Below are 20,667 nucleotides of genomic sequence, written 5' to 3'. Positions count from 1 at the left end.
AGTTCTTCCCTCCCGCCCCCTGACTAAGATCAACCGCGAAATACACGAGGTACTACACGTGGCGACAGCTGCACAATGGATTCAAGGAGCCCGGCTCCGCACACTGCCCGCGGCCATCGCGCCGGTCCTCATCGGTTCGGCAGCTGCGTACGAGCTCCACGCTTTCCGGCTGCCGAACGCGATCTTGGCAGCACTTGTGGCTCTCCTGCTTCAAATTGGCGTGAACTACGCCAACGACTACTCCGATGGCATCCGCGGCACGGATGAGGACCGCGTGGGCCCGCTCCGTTTGGTCGGTTCAGGAGCCGCAAAGCCGGAACAGGTGAAGTGGGCTGCCTTTGCCCTCTTCGGGGCGGCGATGATTTGCGGCCTCATCCTGGTGATCATTACCCAGGCATGGTGGCTGATCCTGGTGGGTATCGGCTGCATCATGGCGGCTTGGGGATACACCGGCGGCAAGAACCCCTACGGCTACCTGGGCCTGGGCGACGTCTTTGTGTTCGTATTCTTCGGACTCGTGGCCACCCTCGGAACCACCTACACCCAGGCCGGGCAGGTCAGCCTCGCCGCGGTCATCGGTGCGATCGGCACCGGGCTCATTGCCTGTGCACTGCTGATGGCCAACAACGTCAGGGACATCCCGACTGATGCGGCCGCAGGTAAGCGGACCTTGGCCGTCAGGCTGGGTGACCGGCACGCCCGCGAAAGCTACGTCCTGATGCTGGCCGTGGCCATCCTGCTCGTGATCGTCCTGGCACCCACCAAGCCGTGGATGCTGATCGTGCTGCTGCTGATTCCGGCCTGCCTGATGCCGGCCTGGCTCATGGTGAACGGCAAGAAGCGCAAGAGCCTGATCCCGGTTCTCAAGCAGACCGGCATGATCAACCTCGGCTACAGCCTGTTGTTCTCGCTGGGACTGATCCTGAGCCGCGGCTTCTGAGTTCTTGTACAAGTAACGCCCCTAAGAAGCTTTCTTAGGGGCGTTACTTGTACACAAAAAGTTCTAGGCAGTGCCAGGGCGTTTGTCGTTGTTCACGGCGATGTCCGGGTTCTTCTCCACCAAGCCGTCCTCGACGGCAGCGTCTTCAACCTCACCGGCAGTACGGATGGGCTTGGCCCGCCCGGAGAACCGCTCGCGCATGGCTGCCGTGGCGGCGTCGCGCTGTTTCTGGAAGAACAGGTAACTGATAGCGAAGGCAATCAGCCCGGCGAAGACGACAGCCAGGATCCAGCCCACCCCCAAAAAGGCGAACAGCACGAACAACGGCACGAACAGCGCCAGACGGATGAGGGAATACTTCAGGAAAGCCACCATCCAAGTTTAGCCGCCCGGATGGTTGCACTCTGATCACAGCCGGAACAGGGCGTCCAGTGTTCGGCTTCAGGCGACTAGACTTGGTGCATGCTCCGGGTTGTAGGCGTCGTTATTGTTCTAGTCATCTTCGTCTATGCCCTGGTGGACGTCATCCGCACGGACGGCAACCAAACACGCGGGATATCCAAACCCGCGTGGATCATTGTGATGATCCTCCTGCCGCTGCTGGGAGCAATCCTCTGGTTCATTTTCGGCCGGCCCTATGGCAAGCCCACGGCCAAGCCCGTACGCCGCCAGCCCACAGCCCCGGACGACGACCCCGAATTCCTGCGCAACCTGGAAACCCGACGCCGTAACCAGGCTGCAGAGGATCGCCTGAAGAAGCTCAAGGCAGACCATGACGCCAAGGACAGCGATACGGGCGACAAGCCAAACGATGGCAGCGGCGACGCCAAAAACAACGGCTTCAAACCCGGCGACGCCAAGCGCAGCGAGCCGGATCCCCATGACACGGACGAGCTGAAGTAGGCAGACATGGCCCAGCAAGCTGATGGATCACGGCAGTCACCCTCCTCCCCACCATCAGTCAGCGGGCCCGCATCACCCTCCGCACCGCCCCCACGCCCAGGTATTTCCCTGTCAACGCCGCCGCCCATAGCGGCGGTTGTTCGTCCTCCCGGACCTGCACGCTTGTCCCGCACTCTCTGGGTGGCCAGCTTCGTGGCCGGAATCGCCGTCGTGGTAACAGGCTTTCTCGGCCGTGATGCCCACTTCGAACGCCTGAAAGGCGTCATCGGAGGAATGGTCCCCGACGGCGACGCCGACGCAGTGGAGGGAGCCACCGCCGTCGTGTTCCTGGGAAGCCTCACCATGCTCGCGCTGGTAGTAGCCATGGAAGCTATCCTGCTGGCGGTCCTCTTCAAACGCCGCATCTGGGCACGCTGGGCCCTTGCCCCGTTAGTCCTTCTCCATGCGGTGGTCACAGTCATTACTGCCGACTTCGTGGTGGCCCCCGGCGCGGACGGCGTCCTGACGATCGTGCTGTTGGCGGCCCAATTCATCCTTGCCGCAGCCGCCCTGATCCTGCTGTTTCTCCCCTCCACCACCACCTGGCTGCTCAGCGAACGGGTTGCTTAGCGAACGGATTGCTTAATGAACGGCGGGAATAGCGGCCAGCATCCCTTCGCAACTGCGAAGGACTACACGGCACGCTTCAAGCGCGGCCGGCTCAGTGAGCGGGTTCTCCGCGATCAACCGCCAACGGTTCAGGCTGTTTCGCGCTGCCTCAGTGATCTGCTCCGGGCCTGCCTCCGCATCCAGGCCCAACCTCAGCGGTGGCGTGCTGCCACGGCCGCCCACCAGCCGCTCAGCCTCTGCTGATTGCTCCGGGGTCAGGCTTAGGCCTTCGGTCCGGAGCGCTGCCAGAAGTTTCAATTCCCGGAACTCGTGGGCTCCCGTTCGAAGTCTTTCCAAGTTGGCTTCCAGAAGCAGCGCGACATCTCTGCGCGAAGTGCGCAGCAGTGCTTCCAAACCCACGACGGCGGCACGCGCCTTGAGTGCCTCCGCCCGGGTTTGGAAAAGAAAAGCGATGTTGTCGAGCAACTGGCCAAGGCCGCTGCGCCGTGCCAGCTCATGGGCAAGTTCCGTCGGATTGCTGATGCCACCCCGGATCAGGGCAACACCAAGGCGGATACCGAACAGGCCGAATCTTTGCACGAGGGACGCTTTTGCTGCGCGGCCCAAACCTTCGGGCTCGGTGGACCGGACAAAGAGGTCCGCTGAGAGCATCAGCCTCTCCCTCTGGTTTCTGTCCATTTGCGCCAACAGTTTCATGGCTTCGAAATCGGTCTGGCGCATCGTCCTCGAACTTTGCGCCAGCAAACCGGCAACCGGGACAACACCCAGGGCAAGGGGCTTGAGGTTCTGGTCCCGGCTGTATCTATCGGCGATCACTGCTGCGGAAATGAGGGAATCAATTCTTCCCGCGCCGATCTCGTCCGCCCGGGACAGGACCGCCAAGGCGTTGACAGTCCCTGATTGACCCGCGGAGGTGTCCTTGAAGGACTCCAGGAACCGGACATCGGAGGCGTGGAGATGCCGCATGAGATAGATGACGGCATCGGCGGCCATGGGGGCGTCTTCGGGGAGGAGGAACTCCGTGGAGCGGCCTGACAAATCCTGGGACAACGAGGCGATGCCCGGGGTATCAATCAGGGTAAGCTCCCGGAGGCTGGCAGATGGCCAGTCCACCACCAGCCGCTCCACGTCCTCGGCCCGGATATCCCCCATGGTGAAGACCAGCCGGCCGTCTTCGCGGGTGACAGGGAGCGCTAAGGGCCCCCCGATGATCGGATGGAGCGTGATCCTTGGCGTGTGTCCATAGCGGTACCACGTGACGATCCGGGTGCATTCCCCGGCGTCGGTGGGTGCGATTTCCTCCCCGATGATCGCGTTGAGGAGGGTGGACTTGCCGGACTTAACCATGCCTGCCACAGCTATTCGCAAAGGGCCCTCCAGCCTGCCCTGGAGTTCATCCACCACTGCGAGCGCCGCTGCGTCGTCGTGGAAGGCCTCCCGTGCTTGCCGGAGCAGATCCGCGACTCCGGCAATGCCCGACTCGATCATCCTGCCGGCACCGAAGACGGCGCTGCTTTGGCCTGTGTTGCGGGTTTGGTCTGGGTTGCGGGTTTGGCCTGGGGCGTGGGGCCAGTCTGCGGCACGGGCGGCTCTTCCTGCAGCTGCTGAGAGGCCTTGGCCAGGGCATCTACTACCTTGAGCTGGTTCCGTATGTCTTTGATTCTCGCGTCACGCTCCACGGCATAGGTAGCAGCCGCCTTCTGCGCGGCCGCCACGGACTCCGTCAGAGTACGGTGGTGTTCTTCGGCGATCTCCGTGAAGTGGTCCCGTGTGGCCCGTTGGACCAGCCGCAGCCTATCCTTGAGCTGCTTGCCCACTTGGAACACAACATCGTCAACATGCTTGCGGACCAGGACCTTGGCTTCTGATTGCCGTTGCTTGAGCCTGGCTTCTTTGTCTTCCCGGTAGGCTTTCCGGCCCAGCATCAGGCCGGCTCCTACGGACAGCGGATTAATGAGGGCCATCCCGAAAATGCCGGTTAGCAGGCCAAACATCAGCACGCCACCGTAGGACCCGCGCATCCCGATCAGCACCTTCTGCAGAGGCCCGAGGCGCCCGTCTTCCATGTCCTGGATGTCAGCCACGGGGTCCAGCACGCCGCCGGTGTCGGCTACTTTCAACGCGGGGAGGGCCACCTCATCTTCGGAGAAGTGTTCCGCCACCTGCGTGGCCAACCATTGGGCACGTTCGCTGGTCCACACGAAAGTATCCGAAACCGCTGCGGCCGTGCTCTGTTCCAGCCACTGTGTGAACTGCTCCCACGCTGGCCCGGGATCTCCTTGATCTATGGCAATTTCGGCTTCGCGTTGGATCCTGCGCAGCCTGTCCCTTAGGTCATATTCCAGGTCGGCGATGAGGTCGCCGATGCCATCGTTGAGGGTTATCTGCCAACGCGCGGAGCGTTTGCGCAGCGCGTCGGCGTCTTCCTTGGCCGCGTTCAGGCCAGCGATCATATGCGGAGTTCCCGCCGGATTCTCAAGGGCTTCCAGCTCCGACTGCAGCGCCAGCCTGAGGTTCTCACTGACGGTCAACAGGTCGTTGCCCACGGATTTGCGTTGAATCCTTGCCGCTCCGCCCACAATGTTGTTCCGCAGATGGGCGATCAACGCCGGAAATCCTGATTCGGTGTTCAGCTCGGGGTCCTGCAGCCGCGCTGCGTGGAGTCGCAGCTCCGAGGACACCGGAAACAGGGGAATATCAGGCCCGAGATCGGCCAAGTGTCTCCTATCCAAGTCAGCAATCTGGCGCCAGCTCGGATAAAGGTCGGTCTTGGACAGCACGCACAGGACGTTGGGGTTGATGCGCATCGCCTGGCGAAGGAACCGCATCTCGGGCTCGGTGAATTCCTGGGAAGCATCGGTCACAAACACCATGGCGTGCGCCGATGGCAGGGCAGTCAGCGTGGTCAAAGTGTGTGTTGAGCCCAGACCTCCAACGCCTGGAGAGTCCACGATTGTCAGTCCGCCCGCCAGAAGCTTTCGTGGCAGGGAAACTTCGGCCGCCACGATGTTCTTTGTGTTGCCCGGGTTGCCCTTTTCGGAGACGTATTCCGCAAGTTGCTCCAGCTGCACCGGTTGCCGTTCCAGTCCGCTTTCCGGCCCGCTTGCATCCCGTTCCGGGTCCGTACCATGCTCGCCGGGGACAAGAACAACGGCCGACGCCGGGTCCCCCTGTCGTACGACCGTTGGGACGGAGGTGGCAATGTCGTCATCAACCGGGCACACAGGTGCGTTAACCAAAGCGTTGATGAGCTGGCTCTTCCCCTGTTTGAACTCACCCACCACCATCACGCGAACGCTGGGATCCCGCAAGCGGTTGAGGGTATTTTCCAGTCGGCGCCGAAGGTCGTTCCGGTCCCCCACCAGCGCCATGCCCTGCTCCACCAACGTGGTCATGCGTTCTGTGTCCGCCACGGTAAGTCCTTTGCTCTTCATGCCTCGCCGATGAGGCCACGAAGTGCCCGGCAGACGTCTGGCGCCTGCCGGGCACTGCTGGGGGTAGTTCTCGCCGCGGTTACTATGAGGCGGGATCGTATTCGCTGGTGTTCTCCACCTCAACGTCCACTTCGTTATCTGCAACTACAAGCGAGTGGTTTGCGTCGATATCCGTGTAGTCGACATCGAGCTCGTTGTTGGCGACGACTGTGTTGCCCTCGATGTTCGTGTAATCCACATCGACGTCGCCCACTTCAACCGAGTTGTCCACGGACTTGTCGATCTCCAGCTCGTTGTCCTGGATGACAGTGGAGTCGTAGTTGACCTGGACATCTTCCAGTTCCACGTTGGTGGAGTGATCGTTGGTGTACTCCAGTTCCACCTCGTTGTCCTTGATGATCGTGGAGTTCTCGATGTTCGTGTACTCCACGTCCACGTCGCCGACTTCCAGCTCGGTCTCGTTGTTGTAGGAGTCCTTGTTGAACGAATCCGTGTTGTGGATGTTGGTATGCGAATTGTCCGTGTTGGTGGAGTGGTCGTCATTGAAGGAATCCTCAATGTCAACATCCACGTCCACATCGGTGTTGTAGGAGTCCTTGGTCACGGAGTGATCGTCGTTGAACGAATCCTTGACCTCGATGTCCGTGTTGCCAACCTCAACGTCACCGGGACCCGATTCACTGATATTCACCGAGTTGTCCGTTGAATGGTCATCAGTGTTGGTGGTCGTGGTTGTGGTCGTTGTACTGGTGTTACCGGAATCCTTCACATCGTCGCCGGCAGCAATCGCTCCGTCGCCCGAGGCAACCACAGCGTCCTGGTTGAAGAGCTGCGTAACATCGCCGTCTGCCCAGATGTTCTGGTTGACCGACTGGTCGGTGATCGTGTCGCGGTCGTCGATGGTGGTGGTGTACGAGTAGTTGTTCACCACGTGGACCAGCTGCTGAACGGCATGTGCGTGGTCATCCCAGTCGCCGCCACCGCCGCCCCCACCGTGTCCGCCGCCATCGTGATCATCGTCGTCATGGCCATCCCAGCCACCGCCGCCCCCACCGTGTCCGCCGCCATCGTGATCATCGTCGTCATGGCCATCCCAGCCACCGCCGCCCCCACCGTGTCCGCCGCCGCCGTGATCATCGTCGTCATGGCCATCCCAGCCACCGCCGCCCCCACCGTGTCCGCCGCCGCCGTGATCATCGTCGTCGTGTCCACCCCAGCTGCCGCCCCCGCCAGTGGAAGCGTTGTTGCCGCCGGTGTTGTATTCGCGGTCGAACGACGAACGGGCGTTGATGGGTGCGTAGTCGAGGACCACCGGGCGGACGGCGTCGACGTCGGCCGAAGAAACGTCGCGCAGACCCGCTGCGGCGAGGGCTGCTTCGGGATCCCGGACGAATTCTTCGGCGGCATCAGGATCGTTGAACAGGCTCATCAGGAACTGCACGAGCTGTTGTGCGAGTGTTGGCATTGGAGTGCTCCCTCAAATTCTGTGATGGATAAGGATTCGCCCGGCGCCTTTGCCGGGCTTGCATTCAACGTATTGCCGGGGCTGGCCACCGGGCATCGGGTGTGGTCCCCCTACCGCTTCCCGCACCGTTAGGGGATGGTGTGGTTTTCCGTTAGGGGATGGAGGGGGTTGCCGCTTATGGAGGCGAGTGCCCCTCCCCCAATGCCAACCGCAGGCGGACCAGGAGTTCGGAACGGTTTTCGGCCCCCAGGCGTCGTCGCATGCGTGCCACGTGGTGCTCCGCCGTGCGGGGTGAGATGTAGATGGCTTCGCCGATTTCCCGGTAGGTCTTGCCTTCCAGAATGAGTCGACCCACTTCACGCTCCCTGGCGCTGAGCCCGGAGGAGTCAGGAGCTCCGGGGCCACCCCCGTTGTCCATGACGGGATGAGCAGGAACGGCAGTGCGAGCATCCACCTGCCGCTCTGAAACCCCGGCCGACGGAGCCGAACCCTGCGGGTGGATGTCCCTGGCGCAAGCCAGCAGTTTCACCATGTCACGTCGTTCATCCGCATGCGCAGCGGCATGGCCGGCCAGGCGCGCGCCCTCCCATGGCATGCCGACGGCGGCCAACCCGCGGGCCGCTGTTTCGACGTCGGACGCTTCAAAGCGGCTGGCCAAGACCGAGACCCAGGCCTTACCGCCAGCGGCGAGCACTGACGCCAGATGGCTGCGCTCCGATGCCCGCACCAGTGCTGCCGCGTGCGGTGCAAGCCCTGCGGGGTCTTCGCTCAGCAAAGCCGCCTGCACCGCCGCCCAGTGCAACGGCACCGACCATAACGACGGATTGCCCAGCTTCGCCAGCAAATCCCAAGCGCCTTCCAGATAGTGCGAAACCCTCCTTGATTCCCGCAATCGCGCAGCCGTGATCATCAGTTCGCCCCATGGCAGAAGGCTGTAGAGATCCACCGATACGTGCATCATGGTTTCGCGGGCCCTGTCCCAGGCGAGCACAAGCTCGTGTGCGTCGCTGCCCCGCCGGGCAAGGCCTGCTTCCAAGGCCGACAACAAGAACTCGTCCCGTGGCGCCAGGGACCAGTGATTGGCTTTGACGGCCTCGTTGATGGCCAGGCGTGCCTCATCTGCGTTGTCCTGCTGCATCGAGGACCAGGCACGCAACAGAAACAGCCGTGGACGGGCTGCGTCGCCGCCTTGGCCCGCAGCCAGCGCCGCCTTGAGCACAGTGTCCGCCACCGCCGGCTCCCCGCTGTGGAGGGCGCATAAGGCGGCCAGGGCACCGGGCGTTTCCGGCAACGGGATGGATGTTCCTGCCGCGTTCATCATGTCGGAAGCCCTGATGAGCTCGGGCAGCGCCAGTTCCGGTGCAGGTCCCAAGGTTTGTCGAAGCCCTTGCTGGGTCAGTGACAACGCCACAGCCAGGAGCGTGGGCGAACCGCTCGGCGGAGCAGCTGCCAGAAGCTCCTCGGCACCCAACGGGTTTCCCGAACCGATCATGGCCACCGCAGCGAGCGGAGCCGAGCCATCGATCCTGTCCGCCCCCAGCCAGTTGTAGGTATCTGCGCTCCGGGCAAGCATTCCACGCTGGGCCCAGACGGCCGCGGCCACGTCCACTCCCAGCCGAAGGTCGGGCGCTTCAGGCACTGCCAGGAGGCGGTCCACGATCCTGCCGGCGGTGTCCAGGTCACCGGTTGCCGCTGTAGCCTTGGCACGTCTCGCGGCCTTGGCAACTTCGTCTCCCCCGGCCGAGAGGGCTTCCGCATACAGCTCGGCGGCCAGACGTGGGTCAGATTCCAAGGCCTCGTCAGCAGACCGTTCGAGCTCAGCCACCACATGGGGGTCCTGAAAGCCACTCCTCGCCAGGTCACGGGCCAAATCCCCTAAGGCCCGGCCCTCGTGAAGAGTCTTGTCCACGAGTTCCCTTTGCAGCGCCCTGATGCGGGCAGTGGGAGTTCCTTTCAGCAAGGCGTACCTTGCAGTACCCACCACAGTCCCCTCCGGCAAAAGCAAGCCGGTGTCCTTGGCAGCGGCAATGATCGAGTCCAAGCCGCCGGGGTGGCCCAAGCCGTCAGCGCCACACAGGCTGTCAGGAAGGGGCGACGGAAGGGAGAACCCCACGGACAGGGCCAGAAGCAGCTCGCGGACAGAGGCAGTCCCGCCCGCCAGCATGGGCGCCAGATCTGCGCGCATGGTGTCATCTGCGCCCGGGGTGTCGATAGCTTGGTTGATGGGGTGATCGTCTGCGCCGGGGCGAAAGTGCCCGGGCTTATGGTCGTGTCCCGTCATGGGTCAGACCGCCGATAGCAGCGCTGGATCCGGAGTAGGGCTGGTTTCCGTTGGTAGGGGGTCAGGGACGGCCGGCGGGGTGGTCTCTTGAGGCAGTACCGGGTCCGGCGACGCCGGTGGGTCCTGAACCACCGTGGGCTCGGGCTGCGGCTCCGTTGGTTCCGGCGGCGGCGGTGGGGTCCCCGGGTCCGTAGGGGTGACGGGCGGCGTCGTTGGTTCCACTACCGGCGGAGCTGTAGGGTCCGTCGTTACCGGTGGTGGTGTTGTTGTTGCCGGAGGAGGCGTTGGTCCGCTCGCGGCACCCCCTGTGGGATCAGGTTCAGGGGTGGTTGGCGGCGTCGTAGCCGGAGGCGGAGTCTGAGTGCGCGGAGCCTGAGTACCCGGAGTGGAAGTTCCCGTTCCAGGGGCAGCAGGCGTGGTGGTGCCTCCCGTCCCGCCGGCTGCTGTACCGGAGGAGGTGCCGCCGGCACCCGTCCCAGCCGTGTTGCCCGAACCATTGGCCGCGCTGCCTGTCCCCGCGTTAGCCGCACCCGGGTTCGTTGCATTCTGCCGGGCCGGAGCCCGTCCGTTGGTCCCAGCCCTCGTGACGCCGGTCTTGGCGCTGGCTTCGAGTCCAGCCGCGGGTCCCCCGATGACGGGGGTCGAGCCAGCGCCAGCGCCGGATGCTTGGGCCGCGCCGGCCGCCTGCGCACCGCCGTCGCGCATGACATCGGCCGCCTGGTTACCGAATACGGTCGCCAGCAGTCCGGTGCCTTCGGGGCTCTGTGCCGCCGTGGCCGTCGCGATGGTCAGCACCGTTGCAGCGGCAGCGGCTGCTGCGGCCATGCGGACGCGGGGCCGCGGGGCGTGGCGGCCTGGCTTGGCCGACGCAGCTTTGAGGTGGCTGAAAGCCGGAGCCCTGTCCGGGACGTGCGGCCTCCCGAATGCAGCGGCCGCACTTTTATCCGCGGCACTTGATTCCTCAGCCGCGGAGGCCAGAGCTGAAGCCGTTGACGCGGCATCCACTGCACTTGAACCGCTGCGGCGCAGGCCGGCCACGGCGGCTCCAAGGCAGATGGATGACTTGGGATCGGCGTCGACGGCGATCGGACGGTCCAGTTCCACGGAAATCAGCTCTGCCACGAGTGGAATCCGGGACGATCCGCCGATGAGCAGCACTGCGCTCAAGTCCTGCGCTTCAAGGTTGATGCTCCGCAGGCTGCGTTGGAGGGCGTCCACCGTATCCCGGACAGGGGCCTCGATCATTGCCTCGAATTCCGAACGGACCAGCCGCACGAACAGCTGGGTGCCGGGTAGGGATACGGCCACGCTGGCTTCGCTGTCCAGGGAAAGTGCTTCCTTGGCCTCTCGGCATTCCCGCCGCAACCGTGAGAGGGCCGCCAAAGTCTCAGGAGAGCTCGCATCCAAGGCCGCGCCCTCGCCAAGGTGACCCATCACATGACGCAGGACGGCGGCGTCGAAATCGGCGCCGCCAAGGGTCTCAATACCATCGGGACGGCCCAATAGTTCAAAGTTGCCGGCGCCGGCTTTGCGGAGCACGGCGGTGTCGAAAGTGCCGCCGCCGAGGTCGTACACCGCGACGATGCTGCCGTCTTCCACCCGGGTTTGGGACGCGTAGTGCAGGGCTGCCGCTTCCGGCTCGCTGATCAGGGTGATGTCCTGCAGACCGGCCACGTTGAGCGCTGCAAGGACCAGTGAGGTGCGGTGCTGGCCCCACGCTGCGGGGTGCGTCATGATGATCGACGACGGCGCGCTGCCCTCGCGTTCTTCGGCCCTGTCCACCACCCAACGGGCCATTCGGGCATACACGTCCTCAGGAGCCAGCCAACTATCCCCGACAGCCAAGGGAACGGAATCACCTATCCGGCGCTTGAATTCCCGCACCATGCGCCGGGGGTCGTCCAAGCCACGGCGTTCGGCCGCTTCACCTACCAGGACACGGCCATCATCCGCATAGAACAAGACGGATGGCACGGCACTGCCGTGCAAGCCCAACGACAGAATCTCCGGGGCTGGAGCGGGGCCTTGGCCAGGCTTGACAAGGGCTGCTGCGGTAAAACTCGTCCCGACGTCAATGGCGAGAACATAGCTCATGGTTACCTCGAAGAGAACACGGCGCGTCGCTAGCGGGCTGCATCACAAGCGGGTTCTGAACAAGTTAGCACCTGCCCCGGACGGGCAAAAGGCTTCGTAGCAACACCAAGTTGTCATGGTTGCTACACCAATTTGTCATATTCCAGGACCGTCATAGCCGCAGAGGAACGAAGCCCCTGCTCAGGCGGCGAACGCGGCAGTGCCGCGGCTTAGAGCCCGGAGTAGGAATGCAGGCCGTTGAAAACTGTATTCACGAGTGTGAAGTTGATGATGACGCAGGCGTAGCCAACGATCGACAACCACGCTGCGCGGGTTCCGGTCCAACCACGGGTGGCCCGGGCGTGCAGATAGCCCGCATAGACCACCCAGATCACGAAGGTCCAGACTTCCTTGGGATCCCAGCCCCAGAAGCGGCCCCAGGCCTTTTCAGCCCAGATCGCCCCGAACATGAGGGTGAACGTCCAACCGATGAAGGCGATGGCATTGATGCGGTAGGAGAGATTCTCCAGGCTCAGCGCGTTGGGAACCAGGCGCATGAAGCCCAGGTTGTCCGCGCGGCCCGCGGCAAGGTTCTTCTGGCGGTACGACTGCAGCAACTGCAGCACGGACATGGCGAACGTCAGTGTGAACAATGCAGAGGAGAGCACGGCGATGGAGACGTGAATGATCAACCAGTAGCTCTGCAGGGCCGGAACCAGGTGCCCAACCGGGGTCCAGAAAGCAGCTGAAGCAGCAACCAGCATGATGATGGCCAGGCCGATCACGAACGTGCCCAGGAAGCGCAGATCCCTGCGGATGAGAACAACCAGGAAGACAGCTACGGCAACGAAAGCACCCGTGGTGAGGAACTCGTACATGTTTCCCCACGGCACGCGGCCTGCACCAAATGCACGGGTAACCACACCGGCGCAGTGGATCAGCACACCCAACACCGTCAGCGCTACGGCCACGCGGGCAGGCGCGCGGCGTTCGCCCGCATATTTCATGTCGCCGGCGGCGGTGCCGCCCTCAACGGTGAGGCCCGACGTCGGACGCTCGGCACGTCCAGCCGGCCCACCGGCGTCGGGACCTCCCAAGCCTGCCGCGACGCGGCCTGCAGAAACCGTGACCTTCTCGCCGGCGGTGCTGGCTGCGGCCTTCAGGTCCACGGCGCGGAGCATCTTGCTGCTCTTCGCGAGGTCCCAGGCAAAGGCTATGAACGCCACGGTATACGTGCCGGCGGCCAACAGCATGAACAGCTCGCTGTACTGGCCCAGGGTTTCGTTGATGACGGGCATTACTGGTCCTTCGAGGTTGAGGAAGATCCTGCTGTTGTTGTAGCCGTGTCCGGCGCCTCGGGGATGTTCCATTCCCGGGCAAAGATCTCGCGGAGTGCGGCGGCTTCGCCGGCCAAGCGGTGGTCTTCACCGCGTGCCAGCAGGCCGTACTCCACCATGGTGCGGCCGTCCGCATGGGTTCCGGTGCGAACCCAGACGCGGCGGCGGTTGATGTACAGCGACATGACCAGGCCCGCGACTGCGAGGAAGCCGAAGATCAGCGCATAGAGTTGGCCGGGGTTGTGGTGGATGTCCACCCCGATGTACTTCTTCACGCCATCGAACGTGATGCTGCCCTTGCCTTCGGGCAGGTTGACTGTGGCACCCGGACTCAGGGTGATACCGCCGGCTGGGAGGTCGCGGCCGTTGAGCTGCTGGAGGTCCTTGACGTCCAGCTCGAACACGTTTTGAGGCACACCCTTGTCCAGGCCGAGATCGCCGTAGAACGAGTTCAGGCTCAGCTGCGGGTTGATGAGTTCGGGGGCGCCGCTGAAGGAAATTCCGTCCTCCGTGACGAACGCCGTGGGCAGGAAGAAGCCAACAAAGCCCAGCTGTTCCGGCTTTGCGTCCGGGACCTTGATGACCACGGAGGAGTAGTAGTTGTCGCCCTGGACCTTGGCAGTTACGGGACCTTGGAAAGCGACGTTGCCCTCACCGTCCCGGACCGTGATCAGGGGTGCATAGCCGTTTCCGGTCAGGTAGAGGCTGGTATTCCCGAGGGAAACGGGGTCGTTGACCTTGAGGGTTTCCTTCTTGCCCGGAGAGTCCGGGGTTTCCTTGGTGGTCACTTCGGCGGTGTAGTCGATGGGCTGGCCGGCTTTGCCCGGCGATTCGCGGTCGAACCTGGCCTCGAACTTGTCCAGTTGCATCGAGTAAGGCTGGAGCGAGCTGCTCTGGAAGTTGGTGCCCGGCGTGAATTGGTCGTAGCCCACCAGGGTGTTGACGAAGGTATCGCCTTCCACCAGGATCCGCTGGCCGCTGTACCCGTACAAGCCACCAATTGCCACGGACACCAGCACCCCGATCAAGGAGGTGTGGAACACCAGGTTGCCCACTTCCTTCAGGAAGCCGCGTTCGGCACCCAAGGACGGCAGGGCGCCGTCGACGTCCCTGACCTCCACCCGGTAGCCGCGTTTCTTCAGCAGCCCGGCGGCATCGTTGATGGCTTTCGACGCCGGGATCCCGGCGTCGGCGGGCAAGGCCAGAGTGCCGTATTCCGGCAGGCGCGAAAGGCGTTTGGGGGTGCGCGGCGGCTGCGACTTCATGGCCTTGTAATGGGCGATGGCACGCGGAGTGACGCAGCCGATCAACGAGATGAACAGCAGGATGTAGATGGCCGAGAACCAGGCCGACGAGTAGACGTCGTAGAGCTGCAGGGCGTCGAGAAGCTCGCCGTAGGAAGGGTTGTCCTTGATGTACTGCGTGACAACTGAAGGATTGGCCGGCCGCTGCGGGAACAGGGAACCCGGCACAGCGCCAACGGCAAGCAGGAGGAGCAGGAAGAGGGCCGTGCGCATGCTGGTCAGCTGGGTCCAGGACCACCGGAGCATGCCCTTGAAACCCAGCGCGGGCAGCGCTGCCTCGGACTTGGCCTGCTGGAGTTTTCCGTCCGCTGTGTTTTCAGCGGCTGGTGACTTCTTCTTGGCTTTCACGGACTCGCTCATCAGATTGGCAACTTCACATCGTTTTGGAACCAGTACTGCAACTCGGTCACCCAGGTTCCCCACACACCGGTGGCCATCAGGATGCCGAGCAAAATCAGGATGCCTCCGCCGATCCGCTGGATGGCCAGCCGGTGCTTGCGGAAGAAGGACATCACTCCCATGCCACGGCGCACGGCCAAGGCAATAAGGAGAAACGGAATGCCAAGGCCAAGGCTGTAAACGAACGCCAGGAGGGCGCCCTTGGCCGCCGATGAACCGCCGGACAAGCTCAGCAACTGTACCGCGGAGTACGTCGGACCAATGCAGGGCGCCCAGCCCAGCCCGAACGTCAGTCCCAGCAAGGGCGCGCCCCACAAGCCCGCCGGAGGTTTTGCGTGGATCTTGGCATCACGCTGCAACCAGCCGAAGCCGCCCATGAAAACCACACCCATGATGATCACCAGGATGCCCAACAGCTGCGTGATCCAGGCGTTTTGGGGGCCGGTCAGCAACGTACCCAGCTGCCCGAAGGCGCCGCCCAGCAGAACGAAAATCACCGAAAAGCCCAGGACGAACAACCCGATGCCGGCCAGCATGCGGCCGCGCCGCTGCTTTTGGAGGTCGACGCCGGTCAGTCCCGTGACGTAGCCAAGGTACCCGGGGACCAGCGGCAGCACGCATGGCGAAAGGAACGAGACCAGCCCGGCCAGCAGTGCCACTGGCACAGCCAGCAGCAGTGATCCGTTGAGGATCGTCTCGGCGAAAGGACTGTTCATGGGTGCTACTCGGCCACTGCGGAGGTGATGAGGGCTTTCAGGGTGCTCTTCTCGATCTCGCCGAGGACGCGTGAGGCAACCTTGCCCTCCTTGTCCAGGACCAACGTTGTGGGAACTGCACCCGGAGGCACAATGCCGGACACGGACAGCAGCACTGCCCCATCCTTGTCATTGAAGCTCGGGTAGGTGATGTTGAAGGTCTTGTCGAAGGCCTCGGCGGTGGCTTGTTCGTCGCGCAGGTTAACGCCGAAGAACTGGACGCCCTGATCTTTGAAGTCCAAGTGCAGGGCTTCAAGCTGGGGGGCTTCGATGCGGCACGGAGCGCACGCGGCAAACCAGAAGTTCAGGACAGTGACTTTGCCCAGCAGATCCTCCGGCTTTACCGTCTGTCCGTTAAAGAGGGTGCCTTTGAGCGCGACGGGTGCGGCGCGGTCCGCCTTGGCGAACTCCGTCACCGAACCATCACCTGCCACGTAGTTCTTGTTGTCGCCTGCCTTGGCTTGCTTGGCAAGGGAGTCTTCCTGGGCACACGCGGACAGGCCCATGGTCAGTCCTGCCAGGAGGACACCACCGGCGGTCAGCACGCCGCGGCGCGAAAGATTGTTGTCCATGCTTCTACGCTCCCGGGGTGCTCGCCGCGCCGGGAAGCAGGACGGCTGCGGGCTCGGTGTACTCAACGCGCATGATCTTGCCGTCGTCGTCGAGTGTTAGGGACGTCAACGACGTGAGGGTGCATTCGCGCTTACGGGGGTCATGTGCCAGGCGGCGGCCCTCGGCAGTCAACCGGGTGGACCAAATGGGAAGTTGGTGGCTGACCAGAATGGCTTCGGCGCCGTCGCCGCCAAGTTCGATGGCCTTCACACGTGCGTCTTCAACCGCGGCCAGCACGCGGGCTGCCTGCTCCTTGTAGGGCTCACCCCATGAAGGGCGCAACGGATTCCGGAAGTAGATCCAGTGCTTGGGCTTCAGGAACTCGCTCTTGGTGGGGTGGAGTCCCTCGAAGTGGTTCTCTGCTTCGATAATGCGCGGCTCGGTGGTGATCTCCAGGTTCAGTGCCTCGGCCGTGGGCATGGCCGTTTCCTGGGCGCGCGTGAGCGGCGAGGCTACCAAATGAACAATCTTGGCGCCCTGGTTGACGCGGGCCGTGAAGTGGTCCGCCAGCATCCGAGCCATCTCCCGGCCACGTTCGGAGAGGTGGAATTCCGGCAGTCGGCCATAGAGGACGGCGTCGGGATTGTGGACCTCGCCATGGCGAAGCAGATGGACAGTTGCTTGGGGCATGTTTACCAGTTTCTCAAAGAAGCGGGGCGATCCGAAATCTTCTACCGCTAGTAGAACTCAAAGTTTTCCCGAAATGTTCCACGGAGTTGGAATAAAAGATGCATATGCATGTTTATACTGGATACGAAGCTCGGTTGACGCTTCAAGCAATGAGCTCGACCAGGCAAGCAAGCAGTACCTACCACTCGATATAGGAGCAACACCATGATGACTCTCCCCGCTTCCGTTACCACCGGCACCTGGGCCCTCGACGCCTCCCACAGCGAGATCGGCTTCACCGTCCGCCACGCAGGCATCAGCAAGGTCCGCGGCCAGTTCAAGGATGCTGCTGCCACCCTGGAAGTTGGCGAAACGCTGACCGATTCCAAGGTCACCGCCACCATCCAGACCGCCAGTTTCGACTCCGGAGACGTCAACCGCGACGGCCACGTCAAGGGCGAAGACTTCTTCGATGTGGAGAAGTTCCCGGAAATCACCTTCGTGTCGCGCCACGTCAAGGCCAACGGCAACAGCTTTGACCTCGTGGGCGATCTCACAATCAAGGGCGTGACCAAGGAAGTTTCCATCGAGACCGAATTCAACGGTGTGGCCGTGGATCCGTTCGGCAACACCCGCGCCGGCGTTTCCGGCGAAACCACCATCAGCCGCAAGGACTTCGGCCTCACGTGGAACGCCGTCCTCGAAGCCGGCGGCGTCCTGGTCAGCGACAAGGTAGTCATCAACCTCGAGCTCGCCTTCATCGCACCGGCTGCCGCGTAGCCCGCACGCCTCAGCAAACGGCGCCCTGCACAGTTCACGCTGTGAGGGGCGCCGTTTCGCGTAAAGGGAAGTCACCCCGCAATTGTTCGGCAAACAGCCTGTATTTAGCTGCGCGTTGGCTCCGAATTTCCTATGCATCCTTCAACCTGCGGTCTAAAGTGATGCCATGAGTACCCCAGACGAAACACCACAGCCACAGCAGCCCGGCTCCCAGCCTCCGCAGCCCGGCAATGTTCCTCCTGCGGGTCACCAGCCTCCGCAGGGCTACCAACCGCCCCAGGGTTACCAACCCCCGCAGGGCTACCAGCCGCCGTCGCAACCGGGGCAATACTCACAGCCCGGACCAGGCCAGCCCGCCCCCGGACAGTCCGGTTTCCACTTCGAAATGCCCACTGACGGACCGCGTAGCTTCAACGACGTCATGCCTCAAGGCGGCTTCTCGGGAATGTTCAAAACCCAGGGCCTGCCGACGGAGCTGAAAGTTTCCTACTTCATTTGGGTGATCTCCGGACTCCTGGGCCTGCTGTTTGGCCTCATCGCTTTCTTTGCCGTAATCGCTGCCTTCGCGTTCGCTCCGGCATTCGCCGCCATCGCCATGATCCTCCTCCTGCTCACTTTGGCGGTCGCCGCCGCCCAAGTGATCCTGGCCATGAAAATGAAGGAAGGCAAAGAGTGGGCACGCCTCGCCTTGACCATCCTGGCCGGCGTTTCCTTGCTACTGGCCATTTTCGGAGCGGTAAATGGTGGCGGCTCCGGGATGGGCCTGGGCGGCAACTGGTTCGGTTTCCTGGTGAGCGCAGTCGCCGTTGTCTTGATGTGGCTGCCCAATGCGCAGCTCTGGTTCAAGACTGTGAAGGGCCACGCTTAGCACTGACTCAACTGCCGTCGTCGTGCGATATCGGCGGTAGAGCGAGACTGAAGGCCGCGGTCAGATCCTTTCGGATCCCGCGGCCTTCATCATGAAGGCGTAAGCCGAGATGATGATTTTTCCAGTGAGCTTGAAATACCTGCGTGTGATCATCTGCAGTGTCGGACGCTGGAGGTACGGTGGTACCAGAACCACGCTGGGGGCAGGGTCATTTTGCTGATCCCGGCGGCCGCACCAGCAGTCGAACAAGCAAAGGAATGCCATGAGCAACCCTCCGTACCCGCCCTCAAATCCGGGCGACGACAACAAGCCCGAGCAGCACGGCGCCCAGCCTTCCGCGCCGCAGCCTCCGGCACCCCAGTACGGTCAGCCCGCCGCACCGCAGTACGGGCAGCAGTCCCCCGCCGCACCCCAGTACGGGCAGCAGTCCCCCGCCGCACCCCAGTACGGGCAGCAGACTTCCCCGTATGGCCAGGCTCCCGGAGCTCCGCAGTATGGCCAGGGCAACAACTGGCCGAGCCAGCAGCCCGGTCCTACGACTATCCCTCCAATGGTGAACTACGCGTTCTGGATGATCATTGCAGCAGGCATCCTGTCTGCCATCAGCTCACTGCTCCTGGCCACCACCGGAGCCGATTCCTTCATCAACGTGATGAACCAGCAGGCTGCACAGCAGGGCACTGAGTTCCCCGCGGAATCCATTGAGGGGATGCGCGGTGCTATCGCAGTGGGCGCCATTGTCGGTGCCATCTTCTCATTGGGACTTTACGCGCTGGTCGCCTTCCCCGTCCGGAAGGGCAAGAACTGGGCACGGATCCTGGGCACCGTGTTCGCTGCCATCTCTGTTCTGGGCCTCACCGGTCTGTTCCAGTTCGGCGCAACCTACGGCATCATGCAGCTCATCGTGATCCTGCTGGGCGTTGCAGCGATCGTCATGCTGTACCTGCCGGCGTCGGCTCCGTACTTCCGTAAGGCCCAGCCTTTCGGAAACCCGTACCAGAACCCCTACGGTCGCTAAACCCTCACGTTTCCAAGCATTAAACGCGGGCGCGGACCCGGAAAAGGCTAAACAGCCTGACCCGGTGTCTGCGCCCGTTGTGCGTGGTAGGCCAAGATCTGGAGTTCGGTTGCCATATCCACCTTGCGGAGGTTGACGTGCGGGGGGACCTGCAGGAGCACCGGGGCGAAGCTCAGGATGCTCCGGATTCCGGCAGCAATGACGCGGTCGCAGACAGCCTGGGCCACGGTCGCAGGCAACGCCAGCACCACCATGTTGGTGTGGGTCCGTTCCAGGACGCGCTCCAGCTCGGCCGAATCACTCACCCGCAGCCAGCCCACCTCGTTGCCGATCACCATGGGGTCCGCGTCAAAGATGGCCACAACGTCGAACCCCCGGGACTCGAAGCCGCCATACCGTGCAAGGGCTTTGCCGAGGTTACCGGCACCCACAATCGCGACCTTCCAGTCGTGGGTCAGGCCGAGTGCGGCGGCTATGTGCCGGCTCAAGTACTGGACTTCATAGCCAACGCCCCGGGTCCCGTACGAGCCGACGTAGGAGAGGTCTTTGCGGAGCGTGGATGAACTGACGCCTGATGCCTCCGCCAACGCTTCCGAGGAAACGCGTTCCACACCCTCGGCCAAGAGAGAGTTGAGCGCGCGCAAATAGAGAGTCATCCGGGCCACAGCCGCGGGCGGGATCTGCTTGGTGGCAGGTTCGTTTTCCCCGGTTGTTGCGTCCGGGGACGGTTCCAGCGCAGTCACGGTATTCTCCATTGCGTCGCTTTGTTGTTCCACTCTATGACCCTCGGCGGGACTCAACAAAAGCCATTACCTGCGGGTAACCCCACCTCAGCCTTCCAGGACTTTCTTCAGTGTGCGGGTGAGCCGTTCCTCATCGATCTTCCAAAAATCCCGCTGGATGCCGTCAACCAGCACCACAGGAATTTCCTCTGCGAAGCGCTCCTGGAGTTGGGGGTCGGCGTCGATCTTCTGCTCGGTCCACTGCACGCCAAGGCTTTTCGTGACGCGCTCGACGGCGGCACGCGCTTCCGTGCAGAGGTGGCAGTCAGCTTTGGTCAGAAGGACGACGTCGGGAATAGCCATGTCTCAAAGGTAGCCGCCCCAACGCTCACTCACACCCCAACCCCTTCCCACCAACCCTCACTCACACCCCACCCCCTTCCCACCAACCCTCACTCACACCCCACCCCCTTCCCACCAACCCTCACTCACACCCCAACCCCTTCCCACCAACCCTCACTCACACCCCAACCCCTTCGGCGAGTCCGCCCGTGCGCC

Annotated in this window: 20 protein-coding genes; 6 read left to right on the top strand and 14 right to left on the bottom strand. The window is 63.1% G+C overall.

Annotated elements, in window-relative coordinates; translation table 11 throughout:
- Positions 1–58 precede the first annotated feature (58 nt).
- The gene (locus ACZ881_RS08135) at positions 59–940 is read left to right on the top strand and encodes a 1,4-dihydroxy-2-naphthoate polyprenyltransferase (protein WP_091470506.1); all 882 of its coding nucleotides are present in this window, start codon (positions 59–61) and stop codon (positions 938–940) included.
- A gap of 63 nt (positions 941–1,003) precedes the next feature.
- Here the strand turns inward: ACZ881_RS08135 and ACZ881_RS08130 are convergent, their stop codons facing one another.
- Positions 1,004–1,315: a DUF4229 domain-containing protein gene (locus ACZ881_RS08130; RefSeq protein WP_091470505.1), complete on the bottom strand. Its 312-nt coding sequence runs from the start codon at positions 1,313–1,315 to the stop codon at positions 1,004–1,006.
- A gap of 87 nt (positions 1,316–1,402) precedes the next feature.
- On the opposite strand from ACZ881_RS08130, the gene ACZ881_RS08125 reads away from it, so the two are divergent.
- Positions 1,403–1,843 carry a PLD nuclease N-terminal domain-containing protein gene (locus ACZ881_RS08125; RefSeq protein WP_091470504.1) on the top strand — a complete coding sequence of 147 codons (441 nt, stop codon included), beginning with the start codon at positions 1,403–1,405 and terminating at the stop codon, positions 1,841–1,843.
- 162 nt (positions 1,844–2,005) lie between these two features.
- Positions 2,006–2,452 carry a hypothetical protein gene (locus ACZ881_RS08120; RefSeq protein ID WP_476114064.1) on the top strand — a complete coding sequence of 149 codons (447 nt, stop codon included), beginning with the start codon at positions 2,006–2,008 and terminating at the stop codon, positions 2,450–2,452.
- A 12-nt stretch (positions 2,453–2,464) separates the two neighbouring features.
- On the opposite strand, the gene ACZ881_RS08115 is transcribed toward ACZ881_RS08120, so the two are convergent.
- From ACZ881_RS08115 to ACZ881_RS08070, 10 genes are all read right to left on the bottom strand, one after another.
- Positions 2,465–3,940 (bottom strand): dynamin family protein, encoded by a 1,476-nt coding sequence (locus ACZ881_RS08115; protein ID WP_476114062.1) that lies wholly within the window; start codon positions 3,938–3,940, stop codon positions 2,465–2,467.
- Positions 3,937–5,865: a dynamin family protein gene (locus tag ACZ881_RS08110; protein WP_476114060.1), complete on the bottom strand. Its 1,929-nt coding sequence runs from the start codon at positions 5,863–5,865 to the stop codon at positions 3,937–3,939. The genes ACZ881_RS08115 and ACZ881_RS08110 overlap by 4 nt, the downstream gene beginning before the upstream one ends.
- A 103-nt stretch (positions 5,866–5,968) precedes the next feature.
- Entirely contained in the window at positions 5,969–7,351 is a 1,383-nt protein-coding gene (locus tag ACZ881_RS08105; RefSeq protein WP_476114058.1) for an IniB N-terminal domain-containing protein, read from the bottom strand.
- Positions 7,352–7,526: 175 nt separating this feature from the next.
- Entirely contained in the window at positions 7,527–9,632 is a 2,106-nt protein-coding gene (locus ACZ881_RS08100) for a LuxR C-terminal-related transcriptional regulator (protein WP_476114056.1), read from the bottom strand.
- Between the two features lie 3 nt (positions 9,633–9,635).
- Positions 9,636–11,726 (bottom strand): Hsp70 family protein, encoded by a 2,091-nt coding sequence (locus tag ACZ881_RS08095; protein WP_476114054.1) that lies wholly within the window; start codon positions 11,724–11,726, stop codon positions 9,636–9,638.
- 209 nt (positions 11,727–11,935) lie between these two features.
- Positions 11,936–13,003, bottom strand: a complete 1,068-nt coding sequence (ccsB, locus tag ACZ881_RS08090) for a c-type cytochrome biogenesis protein CcsB (protein WP_476114052.1) — start codon at positions 13,001–13,003, stop codon at positions 11,936–11,938.
- Positions 13,003–14,706, bottom strand: coding sequence for a cytochrome c biogenesis protein ResB (gene resB, locus ACZ881_RS08085; protein WP_420178917.1), 1,704 nt, complete (start codon positions 14,704–14,706; stop codon positions 13,003–13,005). Before resB ends, ccsB begins: the two co-directional genes overlap by 1 nt.
- Complete coding sequence (locus ACZ881_RS08080) at positions 14,706–15,461, bottom strand: cytochrome c biogenesis CcdA family protein (RefSeq protein ID WP_014922639.1); 756 nt, start codon at positions 15,459–15,461, stop codon at positions 14,706–14,708. The genes resB and ACZ881_RS08080 overlap by 1 nt, the downstream gene beginning before the upstream one ends.
- Before the next feature lie 5 nt (positions 15,462–15,466).
- A complete protein-coding gene (locus ACZ881_RS08075; protein ID WP_091470491.1) occupies positions 15,467–16,072 on the bottom strand; it encodes a TlpA family protein disulfide reductase in 606 nt (201 codons plus the stop codon).
- Between the two features lie 4 nt (positions 16,073–16,076).
- Entirely contained in the window at positions 16,077–16,742 is a 666-nt protein-coding gene (locus tag ACZ881_RS08070) for a histidine phosphatase family protein (protein ID WP_429330446.1), read from the bottom strand.
- 207 nt (positions 16,743–16,949) lie between these two features.
- Between ACZ881_RS08070 and ACZ881_RS08065 the strand changes: the two genes are divergently transcribed.
- Both ACZ881_RS08065 and ACZ881_RS08060 read left to right on the top strand, forming a co-directional pair.
- A complete protein-coding gene (locus tag ACZ881_RS08065) occupies positions 16,950–17,501 on the top strand; it encodes a YceI family protein (protein WP_054809213.1) in 552 nt (183 codons plus the stop codon).
- Positions 17,502–17,667: 166 nt separating this feature from the next.
- On the top strand, positions 17,668–18,369 hold the full coding sequence (locus ACZ881_RS08060; RefSeq protein ID WP_166660331.1) for a hypothetical protein: 702 nt from the start codon (positions 17,668–17,670) through the stop codon (positions 18,367–18,369).
- Between the two features lie 60 nt (positions 18,370–18,429).
- On the opposite strand, the gene ACZ881_RS08055 is transcribed toward ACZ881_RS08060, so the two are convergent.
- A complete protein-coding gene (locus ACZ881_RS08055; protein ID WP_179017042.1) occupies positions 18,430–18,633 on the bottom strand; it encodes a hypothetical protein in 204 nt (67 codons plus the stop codon).
- On the opposite strand from ACZ881_RS08055, the gene ACZ881_RS08050 reads away from it, so the two are divergent.
- Entirely contained in the window at positions 18,632–19,387 is a 756-nt protein-coding gene (locus ACZ881_RS08050) for a hypothetical protein (protein ID WP_476114048.1), read from the top strand. The two genes, ACZ881_RS08055 and ACZ881_RS08050, sit on opposite strands and share 2 nt — an antisense overlap.
- A 47-nt stretch (positions 19,388–19,434) precedes the next feature.
- Here ACZ881_RS08050 and ACZ881_RS08045 read toward each other — a convergent pair whose 3' ends face one another.
- Complete coding sequence (locus ACZ881_RS08045; protein WP_091470485.1) at positions 19,435–20,142, bottom strand: redox-sensing transcriptional repressor Rex; 708 nt, start codon at positions 20,140–20,142, stop codon at positions 19,435–19,437.
- 75 nt (positions 20,143–20,217) lie between these two features.
- Positions 20,218–20,472 (bottom strand): glutaredoxin family protein, encoded by a 255-nt coding sequence (locus ACZ881_RS08040; protein ID WP_178995157.1) that lies wholly within the window; start codon positions 20,470–20,472, stop codon positions 20,218–20,220.
- Positions 20,473–20,667 lie beyond the last annotated feature (195 nt).

The sequence above is a fragment of the Paenarthrobacter sp. TE3676 genome (genome assembly GCF_056279165.1).
The sequence above is the reverse complement of the archived record's forward strand: the minus strand, read 5'-3'. Positions and strand labels throughout refer to the sequence as shown.